This window comes from Halobacteriovorax sp. (genome assembly GCF_041587335.1).
Taxonomy (GTDB): Bacteria; Bdellovibrionota; Bacteriovoracia; order Bacteriovoracales; family Bacteriovoracaceae; genus Halobacteriovorax.
Map to the genome: position 1 here is coordinate 26,000 of NZ_JBFGYP010000001.1, position 20,964 is coordinate 46,963.

Consider the following 20,964-nt stretch of genomic DNA (forward strand, 5'->3'; position numbering starts at 1 on the left):
CGAAAGGGCTTTTTTTTTGTACTTATCTTATTTATTCCATTTAAATTCTTCCATTCCACCAGTCTCTTCACCTCTTGGTGGTATTTTAAAATTTTCACATCCTGAAATAGGTACAGATCTCTCTCTGACAACTTTTGCTGATCCTTCTAGCTCGATGAAGTTAGAAAGCTTAACTTTCCTTTCTGTATTATAAAATCCTATCTCAACATAGTAATCCCCTCTAAGGTCTTTTCCACCATTTAGAGAAGTATTTGAATAGTTAAATTCCTCGACTCTAACAAGTAACCTCTCCTCTTCAACAGGGGAAACACTTAGTTTCGATGAGAAAGGCTTTTCGTTTCCAAGTCCTGTTTTTTCAATTAACAGGTCATGCTTAAATGCTGGGCATGGAAGGTTTGAAAACCTTGTCGATACGGATGATGCAGAGTAGAGAATTCTAAAACTTCCTTTTTTCAGTTGATTAATTCTCATTGCATTTTTTTGACCAGGAAGAATAATGGGAACGTAGAGATAGCCAATGGTCTCATTTCTCATCATTCCCTTTCTCTTCACTTTTACAATCCAGCTATCGATACCAAACTTATCTACGAGATAGCGCAAATCCTTCTTTTCAATCTGAGGAAATGTAAAGGTAACTTGAACACCTCTAGAGATTAGAATATTTCTCAACATCCCGACTTTCCAAGGAAGAATATCAACATCTACAATACGAGCTTCAGTTGGCTCAATAGTGACCCTCTCCCCACTATAGGAAACTTCGGACTTCTTTTGACATGAGAGCAGGACTGCAAATAAAAAAATACAAGAGAGTATCTTCATCAACTTCTCCTACTTAATAATAAGAAAGATTCCTTTTCCAGAAACTTTAAAATTATTAACTTCTTCAAGTGGCAACAATGCTGCTTGATATTGATTCAATTGATGGTTTTCTGAATTACGTGAAACTGTAATGCTTCCCTCAAGGACAAGAATTGAAGCAAATCTGTCACCAAAACTTATCTCTATCTCAGATTCATCATCCTTATTATAACTGAAAAGCTCAAAGTCTTTTAACTCTAAAAGTTTTAAGTCTTGATCAAAAATATTATTTTGAACTTTAAAATTCAATCGGTGATTAAATTCTTCATCAAAGCGAATAACATCAAGAGATTTATCAATATGTAACTCTCTCGCTTCACCATTTTTACCAGACTTATTAGCATCCCAAAGTCTATTCCAATCCCATACCCTGTAGGTAATATCAGAACATTGTTGAACTTCAGCTAAAAATACATCTTTACCTATAGCGTGAATTGTTCCGGCCGGGACATAAAAGAAGTCTCCCCTACTAACCGGGTAGAAGTTTAAAGAAAGTGAAAGGTCTTCCTTTTTTTCTAACGAGCTTTTTAAAGACCCTTTAGTTACACCTTTTTTTAATCCAAGGTATATTCCTGCTCCATCTTTAGCATCTAATATCACCCAACACTCAGACTTTCCCTTTGAGTTTTCATGCTTTTGAGCATAGTCATCCCCAGGATGAACTTGGACCGATAAATTTTCGGATGTATCTATAAATTTAACAAGGTAAGGAATTTCCTCCAAACTAGATATCTCATTTAGAGCACCACAATCACTTTGTGATGGACCATCAGCATGAGCGGACACTTCCCAAGTTTCTCCAACAGGATCTCTATCAGAAGGTACTTCTATATTTTTTAAGCGTGAAAGCAATGAGCCTCCCCAAATTTTATGGGAAGCAAATGGTTTCAGTACGATAATTGATTTCATTTTATAACCTCTTAATATCATGATACTGATAACATGTTTTATTGTCACTTTTAGCTACTATATTTTATTCATCTTTATGCAAAATTATCTTTAAGACCCTGAAAATAGGCTTTTTTTCAATCTCTTCATTTTTTACTACAATTCACGAGTTAAAATAAAGCATGGAAAATCTAAGACTTCCCGTATTGCCTATTCCAAATGTAGTTCTGTACTCGAGAACTTCACTTCCTATTTATATTTTAGAGCCAATATATATAGATATGATTAAGACATGTATTAAAGACAATACTCCCGTAGCAATAAGTAAAGCATCTGCCAGCGATCAGCAAAATATTAGAGGAAGATATAGACCTTCTGAAATATGTGGATATGGACGGCCTATCATACTAGAAGAGAATATAGACGGAACTCTTAAAGTACTAATTAAAGCAATAGGAAGAGTGAGGTTACTAGAAGTAGATCAAAACCTCCCCTACCTTATTTACCAAGCAGAGTGCTTTCACGACAAAGTTGAGTCTGAAAAACTTCATGGACCACAGATTCAAAATTTAAAAAAATTACTAGATAACTGGCTGGAGATAAATATACTCGATTCATACGAGAGAGAAACCTTCACAAACTCTCTCACTAGTATCTATCACGTAATTGATTATATCTGTATGTTCTTAGTGCAGGACCCAGAGCTTCGACAACTACTTCTTGAGAACAACTCTCTCTTTGAGAGAGTACAGCTCTTAAATTCACTATTTGAAGAGCCATCTCACTTTGAAGAGAGCTCATTAGTTGTTTCAGCAATTAAAAGCTATGAAGAAATCGAGAAAACATCCCGTATCGCTCACTAAAAAATTGGGAAGATTAAGTTTATTACAGTTAGCCCTAGACCCGACAGTACTGGTATTGTTAAGTTATCATCGACAACAACGCTACATAGTTCAGAAATTGTTCCAATAGCACCAGCAATAATACTAAACACCAATAAATCTATCCCTGGCTTATAAAAGTAACTACCGTAAAGAAACGTTAGAGAATAGCAAACGAGAAAGCCTGCCACACAACCTTGCACAGACTTATTTGTAATAATTTTATCTTTTCCATATAAAATCCCAAAGAAAGAACTAATAGGATCTGAGAAAATTAAAAATAAGATTGAGAGAATTGCTATCTTCTCACTAAATAATAATAAAGAAATAGCAGCACCAAGAGCATAGAATGGAAATCCACTTAAAGAGTTTCTTTCAGATTCTCTCATAAACGGCTTCATGAACTTTAATACTATTGTGTTTATGAACGTGAAGTTTAATCTTGCGAACTCAACAAGAAGAGCAACAACACCAAGAATTAAAAGGAACATTCCCATCTGTCTTGCTTCTAGACCAAGTTGATTGTACACAGATAGACCTATTAGGCCTGTCCCCATATGCCACAACTTTCTAGTCAAATGAATTTCAGAACGTAAAGCAAGTGTATTTTTAATTTCTGCTCTCATATGAGACCTCCACCAAACGGATTGCAGTCTAGCCATCAATTTTGAGACTGTCCATACCCAAGCGAAACATTCAACTATTCATATTTACATCGAGAAATCTTTAAATACGTACAATTTTAACCACATAATGCCTTACATATTGAAATTTCTTATCTATAATTAGGAGAATTTTCAGGGATAGAAAAATTTATGCAAAATACGACACAAGATGTACATGACATATTAGACTCAACGCGAAAAACAAAAATCTGGGCCATCGGTGGTGGAAAAGGTGGAGTTGGAAAAAGTTTAGTTACTGCCAACCTTTCTATTTGCCTTGCCTTGATGGGTTACAAGGTTGTTACAATTGACCTTGACCTTGGAGGAGCCAACCTTCACACGTGCTTAGGAATGCCTATTCCAGAAAGAACACTTTCTGACTACCTAACGAAGAAAGTTAGAGAACTAAGTGAAGTTGTAACGCAAACACCTATTCCAAACTTATCAATTATTAGTGGCGCTCAGGATGATGTAGGAATTGCAAACTTAAAACAAATGCAAAAAGCAAAAATTATAAGCAAAGTAAGCTCACTTGATGCTGACTATGTACTTTTTGACCTTGGAGCAGGTACAACATTCAATACTCTAGATTTCTTTATCTCTGCTGATCAAGGAATCTTAACAGCTCTTCCAGAGCCTACTAGTATTGAAAATACTTATAGATTTATTAAGAGTATTTACCACCGAAAACTAAACATGGTTGAAGATCTACTAGAAGTAGGTCCTCTTATTGACCAGGCTATGAATGCAAAAATCTCTCAAAACTCTACTCCAGCAGACCTAATATCAAGAGTGATTGAGATCAACCCAGAAATTGGACATAAGCTAAAGATAGAAATTGAAAAACTATCTCCAAAACTTATTATCAACCAAGTAAGAACACAAGCAGATATAGATATCGGCTTTTCCATGAAGATCATTTGTCGCAAGTACTTCGGAATTAATTTAGACTATGTTGGTTTTCTTGATTACGACGCGACAGTTTGGCAAAGTGTAAAAAGAAGAAAACCCCTTCTTATGGAATTCCCAAACTCAGCACTAGTGAACAATTTTGATAAAATTGTTCATAGACTTCTAAACATATCTTAAAGAAGAGGAAATATAATTGGAAAAGCAAAAAAACTACTATGATGTTTTAGAAATACCTGCAACTGCTACTCAAGAGGAAATTCAACAAGGATACGTAAGAGCTAAGAATGCTTACTCTTTAGACTCCCTTGCACTCTACTCTTTGATGACAAAAGAAGAGTGTAATTCAATTCTCGATTTAATCGAGGAAGCTTATAGTATTGTAAGTGACCCGTTAAAAAGACAACAATATGACGAAGCACGTGGTCTAAACAAAGACTTTAGCTATCAAGATGCAAACAGATCATCAGAAACTTTTAAAAGAAATGATACGCCTGATTCTAAACTAGATGCGCAACTAGGAACAGATAACAATCCTAGTGAAGGTAACGTTAAGAGAATTGTTGCTAGTCAAAAATTTGCTCTAAACTATCAAGAAGATCCGGAAATGGAAGAGAAGATTTCCCAGGCCATAGACTTCACAGGTGAATTCCTAAAAGAGATCCGTGAATATAAAAATGTAGATATTCTAAGAATGAGTGAAATGACAAAAGTGTCAAAGACTTACTTAAAGTATATCGAAGAAGAGTCAATTACAAAATTGCCAGCAACAGTTTATGTTAGAGGCTTTGTGTATCAATATGCAAAGTGTTTAAAGCTTAATCCAGAGATGGTTGCGGCATCTTATTTAAATAGAATTAAAGAACTCAAAGGTTAAAGATGTCTGACGCTGAAAATAATGAATCGTTTACTTTTACAATAACAGAAGAAGATAAAAACGATTTTAAGCGTTTAGACCAATATTTAGCAGATAAGCTTGTAGATCAAAGTAGATCATTTGTTAAAATGCTTTTTGAAAAAGGGCTTATCACATCAAAGAATGCTGTAAAGAAAATTGAATTGAAAAAGTTCCCTGAAGTAGGAACTATTATAAATGTTTTAATTCCACCTCCGGCGCCCGCAGACGCACTACCAGAAGATCTTCCACTCGAAATACTTTTTGAAGATGAGCACCTAATTATTGTAAACAAAGCAGCGGGAATGGTTGTTCACCCAGCTCCAGGAAATTATACTGGAACACTCGTAAATGCCATTCTATTTCACTGTAATGATATTAAAGGTGTAGGCGACCAAAAAAGACCTGGCATCGTCCATAGATTAGATAAAGGAACTTCTGGAGTTATGGTTGTGGCCAAGAACCAAAAGTGTCACGAAGGTCTAGTAAAGCTCTTTAGCACACATGATATAACGAGAAGATATGAGTGTATTGCCATGGGAAAATCATTTCCAGCAGGTGGTAAACTTGAATCTACAATAGGAAGACATCCTCAAAATAGATTAAAAATGTCTACAGAAGCTAAGTCTGGTAAACATGCACTTACTCACTATAGAGTTCTTAAACAATACGATAAAGTCGCTCACGTTGAACTCAAGCTTGAAACAGGTAGAACCCATCAGATAAGGGTTCATCTAAGCCAGCTACTCTATAGGCCTATTCTTTGTGATTCTCTCTATGGAAACCCATCAGAACACCTTCAAAGAGTTGGTCCTGACCTTTCAGAGATTATAGGAAACTATGAACACCCATTCTTACACGCTAAAGAATTAGGTTTTATTCACCCTATAACAAATGAAGAGTTAAACTTTACAACACCTCCACCAAAAACATTTCAAAATATTCTCGATTACTTAAATGGAAATGAAAATGGTCCTGCCTAGGTTCACATATCAAATATCCAATTATGTTTTTGAAATATGGGATCATAAACCAAAAATAAATGGTTTAAAGAGCGTTATTCAAGTTCACGGAAATAAAGTAATAGAGAGTTCTAAATTAGACTCTACAATAGAAGCTGATGGAATCACCTCTTACAATAAAGACCCCTTAGTGATTAAGACTGCTGACTGCTTGCCGGTAGGATTTATATCGGAATATGGAACCGCTCTAATTCATGCTGGTTGGAAAGGTCTTAAAAATAACATCTTACTGGATGAACAGATAAAATCTTTAAATCCAGACAAAATATTTATTGGACCACATATAAGAGTAAAAAACTACGAAGTCTCGCTAGAGTTTACAAAGAATTTTCCAAAATCTAACAATTTAAAAGAGATTGAAGGTAGAATATTCTTTAATATGACCAAAGAAGCCATTGAGCAACTCAAAGAGACCTACCCTCTGGCCGACATCATCGATTGCGGATTAGATACTTTTGATGATGAGCGTTTCTATAGCTATAGAAACGGTGATTTAGAACTAAGAAATTGGAACGTTTTAAGAAAAATATAGGAGAAAAAATGCAAAAGAAGTCATTCTACAGAGAAGGGTCATTTAACGCCCAAATAATCCTAGGGGCAATTGCTATAGCAATGATTGGTGTCTCAATATATTTAACGAGTCACTACTTTGGAGTAAAGTTTCCTACTAATATTAGTGAGAGCTCAACACTATGTAATTTTAATAGTTTCTTTAACTGTGATACTACGACAAATTCACCTGCTTCAAATATCGCCGGTATACCAATATCATTATTTGGAGTTCTAATTGGAGCATTCCTAATGCTAGGGTTTGTTTTCAAAAATGAAGAAATAGAAGGGACAAACCATTTGATACTAATAGTTAATGCTGTTGGTTGTCTTGTACTCTTTCTCTACTCTATATTTGCCTTAGGCGGACTATGCCCAATGTGTACTGTCTATTACATTCTTTCTTGGATTGCCTTATTTATCTTTAATAAGTTTAGTTCTCACAGATTCATTGGATTGAAGACTATAGCTATCTATTTTGTACTGACAGCAGTTGCTTCAGGAGCGACTTGGAAGACTGTAAATAATAAAGAGAATCAAATTAGCCAAATTGCAGACTCTCTTCTAAATCAATACTGGAAACTTCCTAATCTAGGAAAGCCATCAACAGACTCTGAATTTAGAATCGCTTCAGCTTCAGAAAAGTTTGAAGACGCTCCACTTCAGTTAACATTCTTCTCTGACTTTCAGTGTCCTGCATGTAAAGCCCTTTCAGATAACTCACACGCAATTGCTAGAAAGTATGAAGGTAAGATAAATATTCAATATATGTATTACCCACTTGATCATAACTGTAACCCAAAAATGCAAAGACCACTTCATACTCTTGCATGTCAAGCCGCTTACCTAGCAACTTGTCTACCGACTAAGTTTGAAAAAGTGCACGATGACATTTTTAATAACCAAAGTAACCTTTCTATGGAATGGCTAACTAACTACGCAAAAAGAGAAAATGTTGTTGAGTGTGTTAAGTCTCCAGAGACTAAGAAAAAAGTTCAAGATATAATTTCAAGAGCTGAGCCTTTCAATATTAATTCAACTCCAACTATGTTAGTAAATGGAGTAAAAATTGAAGGTGTATTACCACTAAACCAGCTTTATATTATCCTTGACGATATTCTAGCTAAAGCAAAGTAGTAAAATATGGGCAAGAAACGTAGAGAAATTCCAACATTTGAACTTCCAATCATTGAGACTCACTGTCACCTTGATTACCTAAAGGAAGAAGAATTAAGCGAATTACTCTCTAAGTCTCTTGCTCATAATATTGAAAAGATTATGACGATCTCTGTATCGCCTAAGAACTTACAAACTGTCATTGATATCGCAAACTCTCATCCAAATATTTTCTGTACTCAAGGTATTCATCCCCACGATGCAAATGACTGGAGTGATGATGTTGAGAATACTATTCGACAAAATATTAGTAATACAAAAGTAAAAGCAGTAGGAGAAATTGGATTAGATTTCTACTACAACAAATCTGAAAAACAAAAACAAATTGATGCCTTCAAGAAACAGCTTCAAATTGCTATAGATTTTGACAAGCCTGTTGTGATCCACGCAAGAGAAGCTGATCAAGAAATGATGGAGGTTCTAAAAGAGTACGCTCCAAGAATGAAGAGGAAAGGAGTTATTCATAGCTTCACCTCATCAAAAGAGTTAGCTCATTGTGCACTTGATTTAGGTTTTCACCTAGGGTTTAACGGTATCATTACGTTCAAAAATGCTGAGGACGTAAGAGAGACCTTAAGAATTTGCCCTATGGATCGTATCTTACTTGAAACTGATGCCCCTTTTCTCACTCCGGTACCTTATAGAGGCCGAGAAAATGCACCCTACTACCTACCTTTTATTGCAGAAGAAGTAGCAAAAATTAAAGAATTAGAGCTGGAAACTGTCCTTAAGGCCTGCTACCAAAATTCAAAAGACTGCCTATCTCTATAAAAACAACCACTTAAATCAAAGTAGTTTATACACACTCCCTTTTGTCTGAGACTAATTCTGTTAAAATGACGCACCAACTAAACAGATGGGGTTGAAAGTGAAGAGAGAGTACAAATTCTTAATTCTAATATTTTTATTCAATGCAATGAGTTTTGCTAAACCTAAGGCCTTTACTGCAAATGTAATGGCCCCCAACTTAGTAGGCCAAACCTCTGACCTTGTTAAGAATCAGGACCAGTGGGCAAAGTTTGAAAAAGATCTAGTGAAAATGAAAGAGTTAGGTATCCAGTCCATATCTACTCATATCTGGTGGTCCATTGCTGAACCAGAGGATAATAAATTTGACTGGAGTTACTACAATAAACTATCTCAGATAATAATTGATAAAGGGCTTAAATGGTCACCAATTATATCATTTCACAGCTGTCAAAAAATAAGTGAAAACTGTAATATCAAAGTTCCCTCTTGGATCTGGAGTAAATATAAAGACAGCGATCAAATAGAAGATCCAAGAGACTTAAAGTTTGTCTCTTTTGATGGATCTATCAATGAAGAATATATATCTTTTTGGGCCACTGATATTGTTGCCATAGAATATAAAGAGTTTATTCAATCTTTCATAAATAACTTTAATAAACTAGATTCTAATATTTTAGAAATCGTAGTTTCTCTTGGTCCTAGTGGAGAGCTTCGATACCCAATAAGTGAGCTGCAACAAAGTAAACCACAGGCCTATTCTCAATTAGCAAAGCAATCATTTAGATCTTTTGTAAAATCAAAATATAAAACAGTAGATAATGTAAATTCATCTTGGGATGTAGAACTTAAGCATATCAATGATATTCAACCTCCACAGAATCATAGCTTCTTTCTAGATAAGGGATACAAATCAACTTATGGAAAAGACTTTTATGATTGGTATAATAACTCTTTAACTGAGCATGGAATAATTGTATTAACTACAATTATTAGAGAGCTTAACAAAGAAGGCTCAAACTTTATCAACACTCCTATTGGAACAATAATTCCAGGCTCAATCTGGACATCAAAAAATGACAACGACCGATTTTCAGAATTAAATGCGGGACTTATTAGATCAAGCGACAACTTCTGGAAAAATGAAAATAAAGCATCAGGCTATGAATATATAATATCTAGCTTTAAGGAAGCTAGCGCACTGACTAAATTTGATAAGCTCAATATTCATCTAACAGCAATAGAGATGACGGCTCCAAAAGAGATGAAACTCGATGGTACCTCTGATACAAGCCTTGCCTTTGAAATTTCTAAACTAGCTAATGATTCAAACCTTGGAATCATGGGGCAAAATCAATCTGTAAATGTCCTAGGGTCAAATCAGGCATGGGATAATATTTGGAATGCTGTTCAAAATGGAAATTATACAGGCCTAACTATTAAAACGATGAATGATATCTCAGAAAACCCACTGGCCTATGATTTTTATAAATGGATCATAGAGAATATGAACGAGTAAAATAATCAGGAAGGGCAAAATTTTCCTCATTTAATTTATTCCATAGCCGATTAGCTAAGTATGAAAACAATTTACTTAGCTATTACCCTACTTTTTATATCGTGTACTACTTTTGCAAAGAGTGAGTCTCTTGCTGTAAAGAATTATATCGATACAGACTTTGATGCAATGTTTGAAATTAAGGTTCTTCAGTATCCAAAAGTTATCTTAGACTGCCAAAGCTTCTTTCATCAGTTAGTTGTCTATAAGGATACTTCTATTGATAATGAAATAAAGCAAAGCTTTCATTTAGACTTTGAAGAATGCTATCAAGCACATGAATTTTTATACATGTCTCAAGACAAGAGTAAACCAGTTTGTCTAACTCTGGATTTTAATCAAGGGGAGATCTTCTTTTCCAATTCTCCCGAAGAAGAATGTAAGTAGTTACTTTAGAATACTTAAAGCGTTTGGATGAGACATAATTTTAGAGATAAAACTCTTCATTAAGTCCTCTTGTTCTTGGAGCTCTGATCTGCTCTTCATAATCTCAGAAACTTCATTGTAGATAGTCTCTCTAACCTCTTGGGAGTCATCAATTTGTCTATGATTTTCTTTTCGTAAATTGTTAATAACTTCAGTTTTTATATTATCTCTAGCGATATTTGGACCATCATTAAAGAGTACGTCTTTATTACCTATATAATTAATATTCTTTTTCACATTTTTTGGAATAATGTCATTATCAAAACCTACAGAATCTAAAGTAACCAGTAGATCAATTTTTCTAAATCCATTTGAAAAAGTATTAAGCTTGTTTGCAATGTTCACAATGGCATCACCACCGAGAGAATGACCAACGAGAATAACAGGCTCTTCCTTAGGAGTTGACCTAACTTTAGATATTATCTCATCTTCATCTTTCCAAGTGTAGTGCTCAGCTCCCTCTAGATCTTTTGCCATTCTTTGTAGGCCTTCATCATCAGAACTAATTCCCGCAAGATGCAATCCACTTACAAAGATCACTCTTGCCCCGTCAGCAACTCCAACCTCTTCTCGCGGAGAAACGACTTCTTTTACTTCTTGAACTATTTTATTATCGGGAATAATTGCAGAAACAATATCTAAAGCACTTCCTATTCCAGGTAAGTTAACTGCACCTTTAGCAACCTGAGCAGCATCTGCTAATAAATGCTTTGATGCCCTTTTAATCTCTTTCCCATTTTCTTTTATGTGATCCTTAATTTCAGCTTTCTTCTCTTTAGCAGCATCTGATAATTGAACCTTGTCTGGTTTACTTGCTGGAGCTAGCTTCTCACCAAGCTCTTTAGAAATAAGCTCACTGGCCTGCTTTCCTCTATTTTGAAGATAATCGCTATGAGATTTGTAGTGGCGAACGCCCGTTCCTGTTTTCATCTCCTATATTTTACAGATGTTACAAGATTGACGCACCTAAGAAAAAGTAACCACTTTTATTCCGAGTCATTTATTCAACTATTGATCAAAGAACTACCCAAGTGCATGTATTTATGGCATAGTCCTAAACATTATAATACCTTAAAATAACGCGGAGTCACTATGTCCAAAATAAGAGTTGGAATCAACGGAATGGGAAGAATTGGTCGTACAGTTCTAAGAGAATTTTTTAATCGTGGAATTGAAGAATTTGAAATTGTAGCTGTAAATAGTCCAGGACATCCTGAAGACTACATTCACCTACTTAAATACGATTCTGTTCATGGAAAATTCAATGCAGAAATTTCAATTCAAGATGATCATATTTTAAATGTTAATGGAAGTAAGATTACTTTCCATAAATATAAAGATCCTTCTGAAATTCCTTGGTCACATGACAAAGTTGATATCGTTATCGATGCAACAGGAATTTTCAAAGACAAAAAAGGACTTGGAAAACATTTAAGTGGAACTGTTAAGAAAGTTATTATGTGTGCTCCAGGTAAAGACCTTGATGGTACTTTCGTTATGGGAATTAATAACGAAGATTATGACTCAGAAAATCACCACATTATTTCAAATGCAAGTTGTACAACAAACTGTTTAGCTCCAGTTGCAAAAGTTTTAAATGACTCTTTTGGAATTGAATCAGGTTTCATGACAACTGTTCACTCTTATACTGGTGATCAAAATATTTTAGACTCATCTCACTCTGACAAAAGAAGAGCAAGAGCAGCTGCAGTTTCAATGATCCCTACAACAACTGGTGCAGCAAAGGCCGTAGGACTAGTAATTCCAGAGCTTCAAGGCAAGCTTGATGGTTTTGCAATTAGAGTTCCGACTCCAAATGTTTCCCTTGTTGATTTAAACGTTACTTTAAAGAAAGCTGTTACAAAAGAAGAAGTAAACGCTGTATTAAAAGAAGCTGCAAATGATTCTTTAAAAGGTATCCTTGGATACGAAGAAGATGAACTTGTATCTGTAGATTATATGGGAATGAGAGAGTCTTCATGTGTAGATGCAGGACTTACAAATGTTCTTAATGGAACAAATGTAAAAGTTGTAACTTGGTATGACAACGAAGCTGGTTTCTCTAACAGAGTTATTGACTTAGCTATATTCATTGGGAAACAATTGTAATGGCAATTCACTATATAGACGAACTCACTGAAGAACTTAAAGACAAAGTCGTTATTGCTCGCTTTGACTTTAATGTACCTTTAGATAAATCTGATCGTTCAAAAATCACTGATACAACAAGAATTGATATGGCCCTTGAGACTATTCAATATCTTCTTGATAATGGTGTTAAAAAACTTATTCTAATGAGTCACTTAGGTAGACCTAAGGGTGAAGTAAATGAAGACTACTCTCTTGAGCCTGTAGCAAGTCACCTTGCTGAAAAGCTAAAAGAAGATGTCCTACTTACTGAGTCTTGTTTAGACAGAGGTATTAAAACTCTACTTGGCCTAAATGAGTCGAGAGTAATTCTTCTTCAAAACTTACGTTTTCACCCAGAAGAAGAAGCTGGTGCACCAGAGTTCGCAAGATCTCTTGCAAGCTATGCTGATATTTATGTGAATGATGCATTTGGTGTTGCTCACAGAAAGCATGCTTCAGCTTATATCATCAATGCTTACTTTAAGAAGAAGGCCTATGCTGGTTTCTTAATGAAAAGAGAAATTGAAGCATTATTAAAAATCACAAATAAGCCTAAGACACCATTTGTTGCAATAGTTGGTGGAGCAAAAGTTTCAGATAAAATTAAAATTATCGAAAGACTAATTGTTAACGTTGACCACCTGATTATAGGTGGAGCAATGGCCTACCCATTTCTAGCGGCAAAAGGACATCAGGTTGCAGACTCACTTTGCTCTGATGCTGACATAGCACTGGCAAAGAGAATTCTTATGAGTTCAAGTAAGTCAAAAGTCATCCTTCCAATTGATCATATTGTTTCTTCCGAATTTGGTGGAGCACCAGAGATCTGTGAGAAAGTAGATATCCCAGAAGGAAAAATGGGTCTTGATATTGGTCCTAAGACAATTGACTTATATAATCAAAAACTAGCAGGAGCTGCTACTGTTCTTTGGAATGGTCCAATGGGTCTTTTTGAAAACGAAGACTTTTCAAAGGGAACACTGGCAATTGCTAAGACTTTAAGTAGAATGGAAAATGCCTTTACTCTTGTAGGTGGTGGAGATTCAGTAAGTGCTGTTCAAAAAGCAGGACTGGCAAGTAAGATGTCTCACGTATCAACAGGTGGTGGAGCCTCTCTTGAATTTATAGAAGAAGGTAGTCTACCAGGAATACAGGCACTAAAATTTGGTCTTGATTTAAACTAAGGATTAAAAATGAGAAAAGTTCATATTGTAGGAAATTGGAAAATGAATCAAAGTGTGGCAGATATAAATGCTTTCACTGAAACTATTCTCACTATGAACAATCTCAGCTGTGAAGCGTGGATTGCTCCTCAAGCAATTCACCTAAGCATGCTACAGTCTAAGTCCGACACAATTAAAGTCGGTGCTCAAAACTGTAGCAACCATAACTCAGGAGCATTCACTGGAGAGCTCAGCCCAGAATCTTTAAAAGATCTTGGTGCCCATTTTGTTATAATTGGCCACTCAGAGAGAAGAGCTATCTTCAAAGAAGACGATCTCCTTTTAAATCAAAAAGTTTTAAAAGCACTAGAGAATAAGCTAAAAGTTATTCTTTGTGTTGGTGAGACTCTCCAAGAGAGAGAGTCTGGCGACTTTAAGTCTATTCTTAAAAGCCAACTGCTAAATGGCCTTAAAGACATCAGTGCAACTGATAAAGAAAATATTATCATCGCTTATGAGCCAGTTTGGGCAATCGGAACTGGGAAAGTGGCAAGCCCTGAGCAAGCTCAAGAGGTACATGCTTTCTTAAGAGGAGAGCTTAAAGCTGTTGAGGCACTTGAGGCCCAAGCAACACCAATCCTTTACGGAGGTAGTGTTAAGCCGGCCAATATCCAAGGTTTACTTGAAAATGAGGATATTGATGGCGCATTAGTAGGTGGAGCCTCTTTAAAAGGTGAAAGCTTCAAAGAATTATGTGAATTAAGCAAATAACGTTCATTGACAATGCGCGTTCTCTTGCCAAAGCTGATATTTATTTGATATTTAAGTAGATACAATTTATTAAGATTTTATAAGGTATTAAAATTATGTTTCACTCGCTAATGATTTTCCATATTGTTATTTCAGTTCTACTTATCATTCTAGTACTTCTCCAATTTGGAAAGGGTGCTGAAGCCGGTCTTATGTCTGGTGGTGGTGGAGGAGACTCTACTTTTACAGGTAGCCAACAAGGAAATATTCTAGGAAAGATGACTACTATTTTAGCGGTTCTATTTCTTGGAAACTCAATCTTACTAGCTAAGATTCAATCTACAAAATCATCTTCTTCATTATTAGATGGTGAAGCTCCAATAGCTGCCCCACTAAATAACGATGCAATGATCCCTACGACTCAAGAGACAAAAGCTCCTGAAGCGACTACGGAAGAAACTAAGAAATAATTTTAAGTAGAAATTATTAAAGATAAGATCAAAGGCCTTTTATGAGGCCTTTTTCTTTTTCCCGCCCTCATCAACAGCAACTTTACCAAAATTCTGCTCTTCTTTTTTAAAGAAGTTACTTTGCTGTTTCTTCGGCTCAATCTTCTTAAAAGGAAGAACGTCATGTGGCTGACAAGGATCAAAGTCAGAAGGTAGTTCTTTGTTATAAACTCTACTAACGACTTGAGAAATATTATTAGAAAATATTTCAAAGAGTTTTGGATCAATCTTCTTCCCTACACTACGAGACATAATCCCTAGAGCTTCCTCAGGAATTAGGGCCTCATGATATGATCGCTTCGTTGTAACAGCATCAAAGAAATCTGCTATAGCAGTAATACGGGCCAAGAGATGAATCTCATCACCTTTTAAACCTGATGGATAACCTGTGCCATCAAAGTTTTCATGATGCTCATGAACAATTCTTTTAACAATTGAAAAATCAACTCCTGGACAATCAATCTCACTTGAAGAAAGTAGATCAAACCCAAACTTTGGATGTTTCTTGATCATTGAGAACTGCTCATCATCTAGTTTTCCAGAGTTGTTTATAATATGTGTCGGTATTTTAATTTTTCCAAGATCATGTAAAAGGCCACCAAGTCCAGCAAGAACAATCTCTTCTCTTGCGGCCTTTGGTCTTACAATTTTAAATAATGAGATACAGTACATCGAAACATTTATTGAATGATCATAGGTATAAAAATCATGAAAGCTTAGGTCTCCAATAAGACTCTGTACTTGCTTTACATCGTAATCCTTAATGACATCAACCATTGATTCTACAGAATCTCTACAACCATTAATCGTCTCAGTTAGAACCTCATTAGAGAATTCTTTTGTAGGGTCAAAAATTGTATCGAGGTAATGGATGGCTGAGTCTTTTATAATCTCTGTTTTTTGAACATCCTCAATACCGATGCAACCAGATAAGCTTCTTAAGTACATATCTCTTTGTCCTTCAGAGATATAAAGTTGATGATACTTTCGTCTAAAAGTTGAAATGTCTTCAGAAGTTAAAATGCCATTTACAGGAAAAATACGAACAAATTTTTCATTGGCCGAGTGAGAAGACGAGTTAACATACAAGTCGTAGGTCATTGGTTTATCTAGCGTGATAAGATCAAACCCTACAGAAAAGAAACTTGTATTTTTTAGCCTTAGTATTTTAGACATATAACCCCTACTTTATTATATAACTTTTCGGCTCTAAAACTATATTCTTTAAGGAATTCGCTAGACAAGACTCTGCTCTAATATACTGATTTCATTACTCATTAAATAAAAAAACCCGCACGAAGCGGGTTCAATATTTATCATTTACTTATTTTCTATTTACGGCCTAAAACGGTATATCATCACTTGTGAAGTTAGAATCTGTTGAGATGTCATAGTTCTGGTTCATCGCACTGTTGTCCTGAGAAGGAGCAGATTGTTGAGAGTTACTATTGTCTCTTGATTGAGATGCACCAGTTTGAGCACCACCAATAAATTGAACAGTTCTTACGTTGATTTCAGTTGTGTAATTCTTGTGTCCGTCTTTTTCCCACATTCTTGTTTGAAGTGAACCTTCAAAGTAAGCTTGTCTTCCCTTAGAAAGGTACTGATTACAAAGCTCTGCAGTTTTTCCCCAAACAACCATTCTGTGCCATTCAGTCTTCTCTTGCTTCTGACCACTTTTGTCAGTCCAACCTTCAGAAGTTGCTACAGAGAAGTTACATACAGCTGCACCAGATGGTGTGTACTTTAATTCAGGATCAGTCCCTAAACGTCCTAAGATAATAACTTTATTTACACTCATAATTTCTCCCTTCATGATGAGTACTACGATATTTCTCATCAATGCTAAGTGTGTTTGTATCGTTCAAACAATATTACGAAAATATCTCTTTTAAAAGATTTTTTCTCTGCTTTTATTATGAGCAAAGACGAGTCATAGAAGGGAGTTTCTAAGTTATTGAAATAAGAATTCTCTTTTGAGGATCTAGTCTAAAACTAGCATATGCGTTATTAATTTCTGACAGATATACCGTCTTCATCAAACTCTTCGAGCTTTTCTTTCATATCAGGATTTGGACGTTTATCGGCCCAAAACTCTTGAACAATCTTTCGAGCAATCTTTACGTCCTTCTTATACCAAGAAGCATCGAAACCACAGTGTGGACAGGGGATTTCTTTTCTAAAGTTCATCCTAACGGCAGCTTCAAATAAGGCCCAAAATATAAAGAAAATAAAGTAAGAGCGATTTCCCATCAAAGGATAAAAGATTGCACCAGCAATGACAGAGCACAATGTGAGCTGGGCGTAGTTCTTTAGTGAAAGTCTAGGAGTCGAGTGAAAAGCTCTCTTGGTTCCACACAGAGGACAAAAGAATTCCATCTTAGGATTCTTATGTTTAAACGTTCTATATTCTAGTGGCTGCCAGTCGGGTCTACTCATTCACATTCTCTCCAAAAGAGTTACTACCAGTTATTCTACCAATAAAACTGTCTTTATATCAGAGCGTAAAAAGTGCCAAACGCACCGCAAATAAAGACCCCCGATGGCCCCACGACCACCGGAGAAAGACGTGTTTTAGACGCACCGAAGTGCTAAGAAAGTAAAACTAGTTGGTAGGATAAGCCGTCATCCAACGTTCCACGCTTTGCTTCCGACTACTCAGCAAAGCCTACCCTCTATATATCAAGAACCATTCCAAGTTTCGCAATGCCCAATCTATTGATTTCACAATAGGCCGGTGCCAAAGAAGCATTCCATAAATGCCACTGGTAACAAGCTGAGCCCGGCAATAAATACCCACAAATTGTATAACAGAGCTTTTTTATCGCTATCTTATAGTGCTAATATAAAGACCAATGAAAAAAATCTACAGAGGCGAGAAAGGCCAACTCAGTATATTCCTAGGTATAATAATGGTAATCATCATTACGATGATGGCCTTCATTATAAATGTAGGACTATTTGTAAAAGCAAAAGTAAACCTTCAAAACGCTGTTGATGCTGCCGCCTGGTCGGGAGCAGCTGTTCAAGCAAGGCAACTTTCAAATATCTCCTACATGAACTGGGAGATGAGAAACACTTATAAAGAGTGGATGTTCAAGTACTATGTTCTTGGTCATCTAGGACTTAGTAGTCAACTACAGCCGGCAAATGTTCTCGCTAAAAGTAAAGCAAGTTTCAGACTTCAACCTTTCCCGGGCTCTAGTGAAGTAGACCCTTATAACCTTCCTTCTACATGTATGGCGTTTGGTGGATCAAAAGATATTTGTAAACTTGTCTCAACTCCTGGTCTACCTAGATTTGAAGCTCCAGGGCTAGTAGGTATTGATGAGCAACACGAGAGTTTTGAAAATACTATTGCTAAAATAAAAGCAGATAACTGCTCAGCAAAGTCAGTAAAGAATTTTGCAAGTGCAATGATTTGGGCATATGGAATAAAGAAAGACTTCTTTAGCGATACACCTGCAGCTGCTACACACAGACCAGGTGCTTGGATACAGGCCATGGAGCTTGCCCTAAGAATGAGAAATCTTGAGGCCCTAGTAAATAGACCTCCAGTTGATGATCCTATCTGCTTTGGAAGCGCAGGATGTACTAGTGTAGAAAGTCTTGCTGGTGAAAGCGGAGGGGGATCGTACGGTAACCCATATAATGAAAGACCTATAAAAGCTTTTAAGTCTGCATTTAGAAACCTTTCAGGTGGTGCGTATAAATCAGGAGAAATAAAAGATGAGTTTAGTGGATCTTTTAAACTGACAGAATTAAGGCCTAAAATATTTGATGCAAAAAATGGAACACTTAGTAGGCTTCTCATGCCACCGAGTCCAAATATAAACTTAGGCTCTACTTCTTTCAACCCTTCTCAAAAAAGTTATTTAGACCTTATCGCGTACCCACTTAACCTTGTTACTTTCTATACAACAATGGTTACAAATAATAGTGGAGAGGCCATTCAATCAATTGTAGGAACAACACCTGTTGAATCTGCATGTGGATCAACGAAAACAGGTCTACCTGTTCCTGGATACCTATTTGGATATGTTAAGAATCCTAAAGTTTTAACTTACTACGCTGTAAAAGGTGAAGCGAACTTCATTGGTCTCTTCTACCCTTTTAGTGATCAAAATGGTGTAACACTTCAAGCATATGCTTCTGCAAAACCTTTTGGTGGAAGAATTGGTCCAATGCTTTTTGGTTTTGGTGATGAGAATGCTTCGACTCTAATTCCAAGAGTTGAAAACGCACAAAATAGAACTCTGCCGTATGTATCTGCCTTACTAGTTCCTCCTGGTTCATTCAAGGCCGGAAGACCAATTCCTAATAATCAAAACTTCTGGGTCCAGAGTGCGACTTCCGTAATTGGAGGATCCCCATCTGCAGGAATAGATGTAAAATTTGGAATTCCAAACATTCTCTATGACTATGCTAATTATGGAGATTTATCTCAACATACTACAAGTACTGAAGGTGCAATTCTAACAATTAGAGAAACAACTTCTGCGATTGCTGAGCCATTAGAAGAACTAGGTCTATACGATTCAAAACAATATTCTAAATTTGCTAGCCATCTACAAGTTACAGACCCAACGATTGTGACAGCAGGAGAAATTGAGAGTGCTCTTGAAAGTGTTAGGCAGCCAACAAGATATGAAGCTCTTAATTATATGATTCCAACCTTTGAACAAGGTGATTCAAATCCTGAGAAACTTTCAGCTTATCCAGTAGTTAAGGCCAAGGGACAAAATCCAATAACAGGAAATACTCTTTATCAACTGTTTGGGCCGCTATGGGGAAGTGATACTTTATACACTACACCAGACGCTATAATTTCCATTATCCAAAACTTTATGCAGAGTAATGAATCAGCAATTGAAAAGTATCTAGACTCACTAAAAGAAGTCGCCGAGTCAATTGCAGCTACTCCTTCTAGAGGTACTGATACTTATAAGAATGCAGCTGAAACGATCTACCCTCTAGTGGCAGGAATTGATAACTATAGCAATTGTGACTCATTGAGCATGGCCGCAAGATTTAATCAATTCTTCAATGGAGGAAGTACTCAATGCGATATAAAGCCTCTTGCAGAAATGGTTAGAGATTATATAAAGACTGAAAGTGATAATGGTGGAGAAGTTTATAAGTACTATTATCAAACAAGCTATGTAAAACCGAATGCGGGTAGTAGTTATCAAGCTCCATTATTAAATAAGGACCTGTTAACAGCGTTTGTTCCAGGTAAGCGCCAAGGATCAAATGACGAAGGAGAGCTACTCCACCCTTTTAATGTTTATAGTACTATTTTAAGCGCCAAGAGGAACTATTACTCAACTAAATTAGTGGCAATGAGAGCTTTTGCAGAAAGTGGACAAGGAACTTATCAAGAAAAACCGATTTATTCCGAAGCAGCTGGTAGTAGTACAGGAAGTGTTAGTTTTAAAATACCAAGTGACTTGCTGAGTAAGAAGATAGTTAATGAGCTTGAAAACGGACAATTAAGTGAATTTGGTGAATTAACACACTAATTTTCTTGAAAAAAGTCTCTTTTTCTTTATATACTCAGAAAAAATATATAAATAATAATTAAATACATAAAAAAGGACTCTCCTAATGGCTAAGAAGAAAGTCGCGAAAAAAGTCGCAAAGAAAGTTGCTAAAAAGGCCACTAAAAAGAAAGTTGCTAAAAAAGTAGCAAAAAAGAAAGTTGCTAAAAAAGTAGCAAAAAAGAAAGTTGCTAAAAAAGCAGCAAAAAAGAAAGTTGCTAAAAAAGCAGCAAAAAAGAAAGTTGCTAAAAAAGTAGCAAAAAAGAAAGTTGCTAAAAAAGTAGCAAAAAAGAAAGTT

The 20,964-nt window shown here is 35.9% G+C and carries 21 protein-coding genes and 1 pseudogene; 15 read left to right on the forward strand and 7 right to left on the reverse strand.

Annotation, left to right across the window (positions count from 1 at the left end; all coding sequences use genetic code 11):
• Window positions 1-27: 27 nt before the first annotated feature.
• Both ABX784_RS00100 and ABX784_RS00105 read right to left on the reverse strand, forming a co-directional pair.
• Complete coding sequence (locus ABX784_RS00100) at window positions 28-819, reverse strand: hypothetical protein (RefSeq protein WP_372651149.1); 792 nt, start codon at window positions 817-819, stop codon at window positions 28-30.
• Between the two features lie 9 nt (window positions 820-828).
• Window positions 829-1,767, reverse strand: coding sequence for a type I phosphomannose isomerase catalytic subunit (locus tag ABX784_RS00105; RefSeq protein WP_372651151.1), 939 nt, complete (start codon window positions 1,765-1,767; stop codon window positions 829-831).
• 161 nt (window positions 1,768-1,928) lie between these two features.
• Here ABX784_RS00105 and ABX784_RS00110 point away from each other — a divergent pair, with 161 nt between their 5' ends.
• Window positions 1,929-2,609 (forward strand): LON peptidase substrate-binding domain-containing protein, encoded by a 681-nt coding sequence (locus ABX784_RS00110; RefSeq protein WP_372651153.1) that lies wholly within the window; start codon window positions 1,929-1,931, stop codon window positions 2,607-2,609.
• On the opposite strand, the gene ABX784_RS00115 is transcribed toward ABX784_RS00110, so the two are convergent.
• The gene (locus ABX784_RS00115) at window positions 2,606-3,253 is read right to left on the reverse strand and encodes a diacylglycerol/polyprenol kinase family protein (RefSeq protein WP_372651155.1); all 648 of its coding nucleotides are present in this window, start codon (window positions 3,251-3,253) and stop codon (window positions 2,606-2,608) included. The two genes, ABX784_RS00110 and ABX784_RS00115, sit on opposite strands and share 4 nt — an antisense overlap.
• A gap of 189 nt (window positions 3,254-3,442) precedes the next feature.
• On the opposite strand from ABX784_RS00115, the gene ABX784_RS00120 reads away from it, so the two are divergent.
• From ABX784_RS00120 to ABX784_RS00155, 8 genes are all read left to right on the forward strand, one after another.
• On the forward strand, window positions 3,443-4,381 hold the full coding sequence (locus ABX784_RS00120) for an AAA family ATPase (protein ID WP_372651157.1): 939 nt from the start codon (window positions 3,443-3,445) through the stop codon (window positions 4,379-4,381).
• A 16-nt stretch (window positions 4,382-4,397) separates the two neighbouring features.
• A complete protein-coding gene (locus ABX784_RS00125; RefSeq protein ID WP_372651159.1) occupies window positions 4,398-5,078 on the forward strand; it encodes a helix-turn-helix domain-containing protein in 681 nt (226 codons plus the stop codon).
• A gap of 2 nt (window positions 5,079-5,080) precedes the next feature.
• Window positions 5,081-6,079, forward strand: coding sequence for an RluA family pseudouridine synthase (locus tag ABX784_RS00130; protein ID WP_372651161.1), 999 nt, complete (start codon window positions 5,081-5,083; stop codon window positions 6,077-6,079).
• Window positions 6,060-6,650, forward strand: a complete 591-nt coding sequence (locus tag ABX784_RS00135) for a polyphenol oxidase family protein (RefSeq protein WP_372651163.1) — start codon at window positions 6,060-6,062, stop codon at window positions 6,648-6,650. Before ABX784_RS00130 ends, ABX784_RS00135 begins: the two co-directional genes overlap by 20 nt.
• Before the next feature lie 8 nt (window positions 6,651-6,658).
• Window positions 6,659-7,804, forward strand: coding sequence for a thioredoxin domain-containing protein (locus ABX784_RS00140; protein ID WP_372651165.1), 1,146 nt, complete (start codon window positions 6,659-6,661; stop codon window positions 7,802-7,804).
• A gap of 6 nt (window positions 7,805-7,810) precedes the next feature.
• The gene (locus tag ABX784_RS00145; RefSeq protein ID WP_372651167.1) at window positions 7,811-8,614 is read left to right on the forward strand and encodes a TatD family hydrolase; all 804 of its coding nucleotides are present in this window, start codon (window positions 7,811-7,813) and stop codon (window positions 8,612-8,614) included.
• A gap of 97 nt (window positions 8,615-8,711) precedes the next feature.
• On the forward strand, window positions 8,712-10,109 hold the full coding sequence (locus tag ABX784_RS00150) for a family 14 glycosylhydrolase (RefSeq protein WP_372651169.1): 1,398 nt from the start codon (window positions 8,712-8,714) through the stop codon (window positions 10,107-10,109).
• 60 nt (window positions 10,110-10,169) lie between these two features.
• Window positions 10,170-10,535, forward strand: coding sequence for a hypothetical protein (locus ABX784_RS00155; RefSeq protein ID WP_372651171.1), 366 nt, complete (start codon window positions 10,170-10,172; stop codon window positions 10,533-10,535).
• On the opposite strand, the gene ABX784_RS00160 is transcribed toward ABX784_RS00155, so the two are convergent.
• The gene (locus tag ABX784_RS00160; RefSeq protein ID WP_372651173.1) at window positions 10,536-11,504 is read right to left on the reverse strand and encodes a hypothetical protein; all 969 of its coding nucleotides are present in this window, start codon (window positions 11,502-11,504) and stop codon (window positions 10,536-10,538) included.
• Between the two features lie 162 nt (window positions 11,505-11,666).
• Here ABX784_RS00160 and gap point away from each other — a divergent pair, with 162 nt between their 5' ends.
• From gap to secG, 4 genes are all read left to right on the forward strand, one after another.
• The gene (gene gap, locus ABX784_RS00165; protein ID WP_372651175.1) at window positions 11,667-12,683 is read left to right on the forward strand and encodes a type I glyceraldehyde-3-phosphate dehydrogenase; all 1,017 of its coding nucleotides are present in this window, start codon (window positions 11,667-11,669) and stop codon (window positions 12,681-12,683) included.
• Complete coding sequence (pgk, locus tag ABX784_RS00170; RefSeq protein ID WP_372651177.1) at window positions 12,683-13,888, forward strand: phosphoglycerate kinase; 1,206 nt, start codon at window positions 12,683-12,685, stop codon at window positions 13,886-13,888. The genes gap and pgk overlap by 1 nt, the downstream gene beginning before the upstream one ends.
• Window positions 13,889-13,897: 9 nt before the next feature.
• Window positions 13,898-14,638 carry a triose-phosphate isomerase gene (gene tpiA, locus ABX784_RS00175; RefSeq protein ID WP_372651179.1) on the forward strand — a complete coding sequence of 247 codons (741 nt, stop codon included), beginning with the start codon at window positions 13,898-13,900 and terminating at the stop codon, window positions 14,636-14,638.
• 95 nt (window positions 14,639-14,733) lie between these two features.
• Window positions 14,734-15,087 carry a preprotein translocase subunit SecG gene (gene secG, locus ABX784_RS00180; RefSeq protein ID WP_372651181.1) on the forward strand — a complete coding sequence of 118 codons (354 nt, stop codon included), beginning with the start codon at window positions 14,734-14,736 and terminating at the stop codon, window positions 15,085-15,087.
• Window positions 15,088-15,126: 39 nt separating this feature from the next.
• Here the strand turns inward: secG and ABX784_RS00185 are convergent, their stop codons facing one another.
• The 3 genes from ABX784_RS00185 to ABX784_RS00195 all read right to left on the reverse strand — a co-directional run bounded on the left by ABX784_RS00185 (window position 15,127) and on the right by ABX784_RS00195 (window position 17,565).
• Complete coding sequence (locus ABX784_RS00185; RefSeq protein WP_372651183.1) at window positions 15,127-16,302, reverse strand: HD-GYP domain-containing protein; 1,176 nt, start codon at window positions 16,300-16,302, stop codon at window positions 15,127-15,129.
• A 166-nt stretch (window positions 16,303-16,468) separates the two neighbouring features.
• Window positions 16,469-16,927 (reverse strand): single-stranded DNA-binding protein, encoded by a 459-nt coding sequence (locus ABX784_RS00190; RefSeq protein WP_372651185.1) that lies wholly within the window; start codon window positions 16,925-16,927, stop codon window positions 16,469-16,471.
• Window positions 16,928-17,136: 209 nt separating this feature from the next.
• Entirely contained in the window at window positions 17,137-17,565 is a 429-nt protein-coding gene (locus tag ABX784_RS00195; RefSeq protein WP_372651187.1) for a hypothetical protein, read from the reverse strand.
• A gap of 416 nt (window positions 17,566-17,981) precedes the next feature.
• On the opposite strand from ABX784_RS00195, the gene ABX784_RS00200 reads away from it, so the two are divergent.
• Both ABX784_RS00200 and ABX784_RS00205 read left to right on the forward strand, forming a co-directional pair.
• A complete protein-coding gene (locus tag ABX784_RS00200) occupies window positions 17,982-20,648 on the forward strand; it encodes a pilus assembly protein TadG-related protein (protein WP_372651189.1) in 2,667 nt (888 codons plus the stop codon).
• A gap of 190 nt (window positions 20,649-20,838) precedes the next feature.
• Window positions 20,839-20,919: pseudogene (locus ABX784_RS00205) on the forward strand (histone protein); the annotation flags it as partial.
• Window positions 20,920-20,964 lie beyond the last annotated feature (45 nt).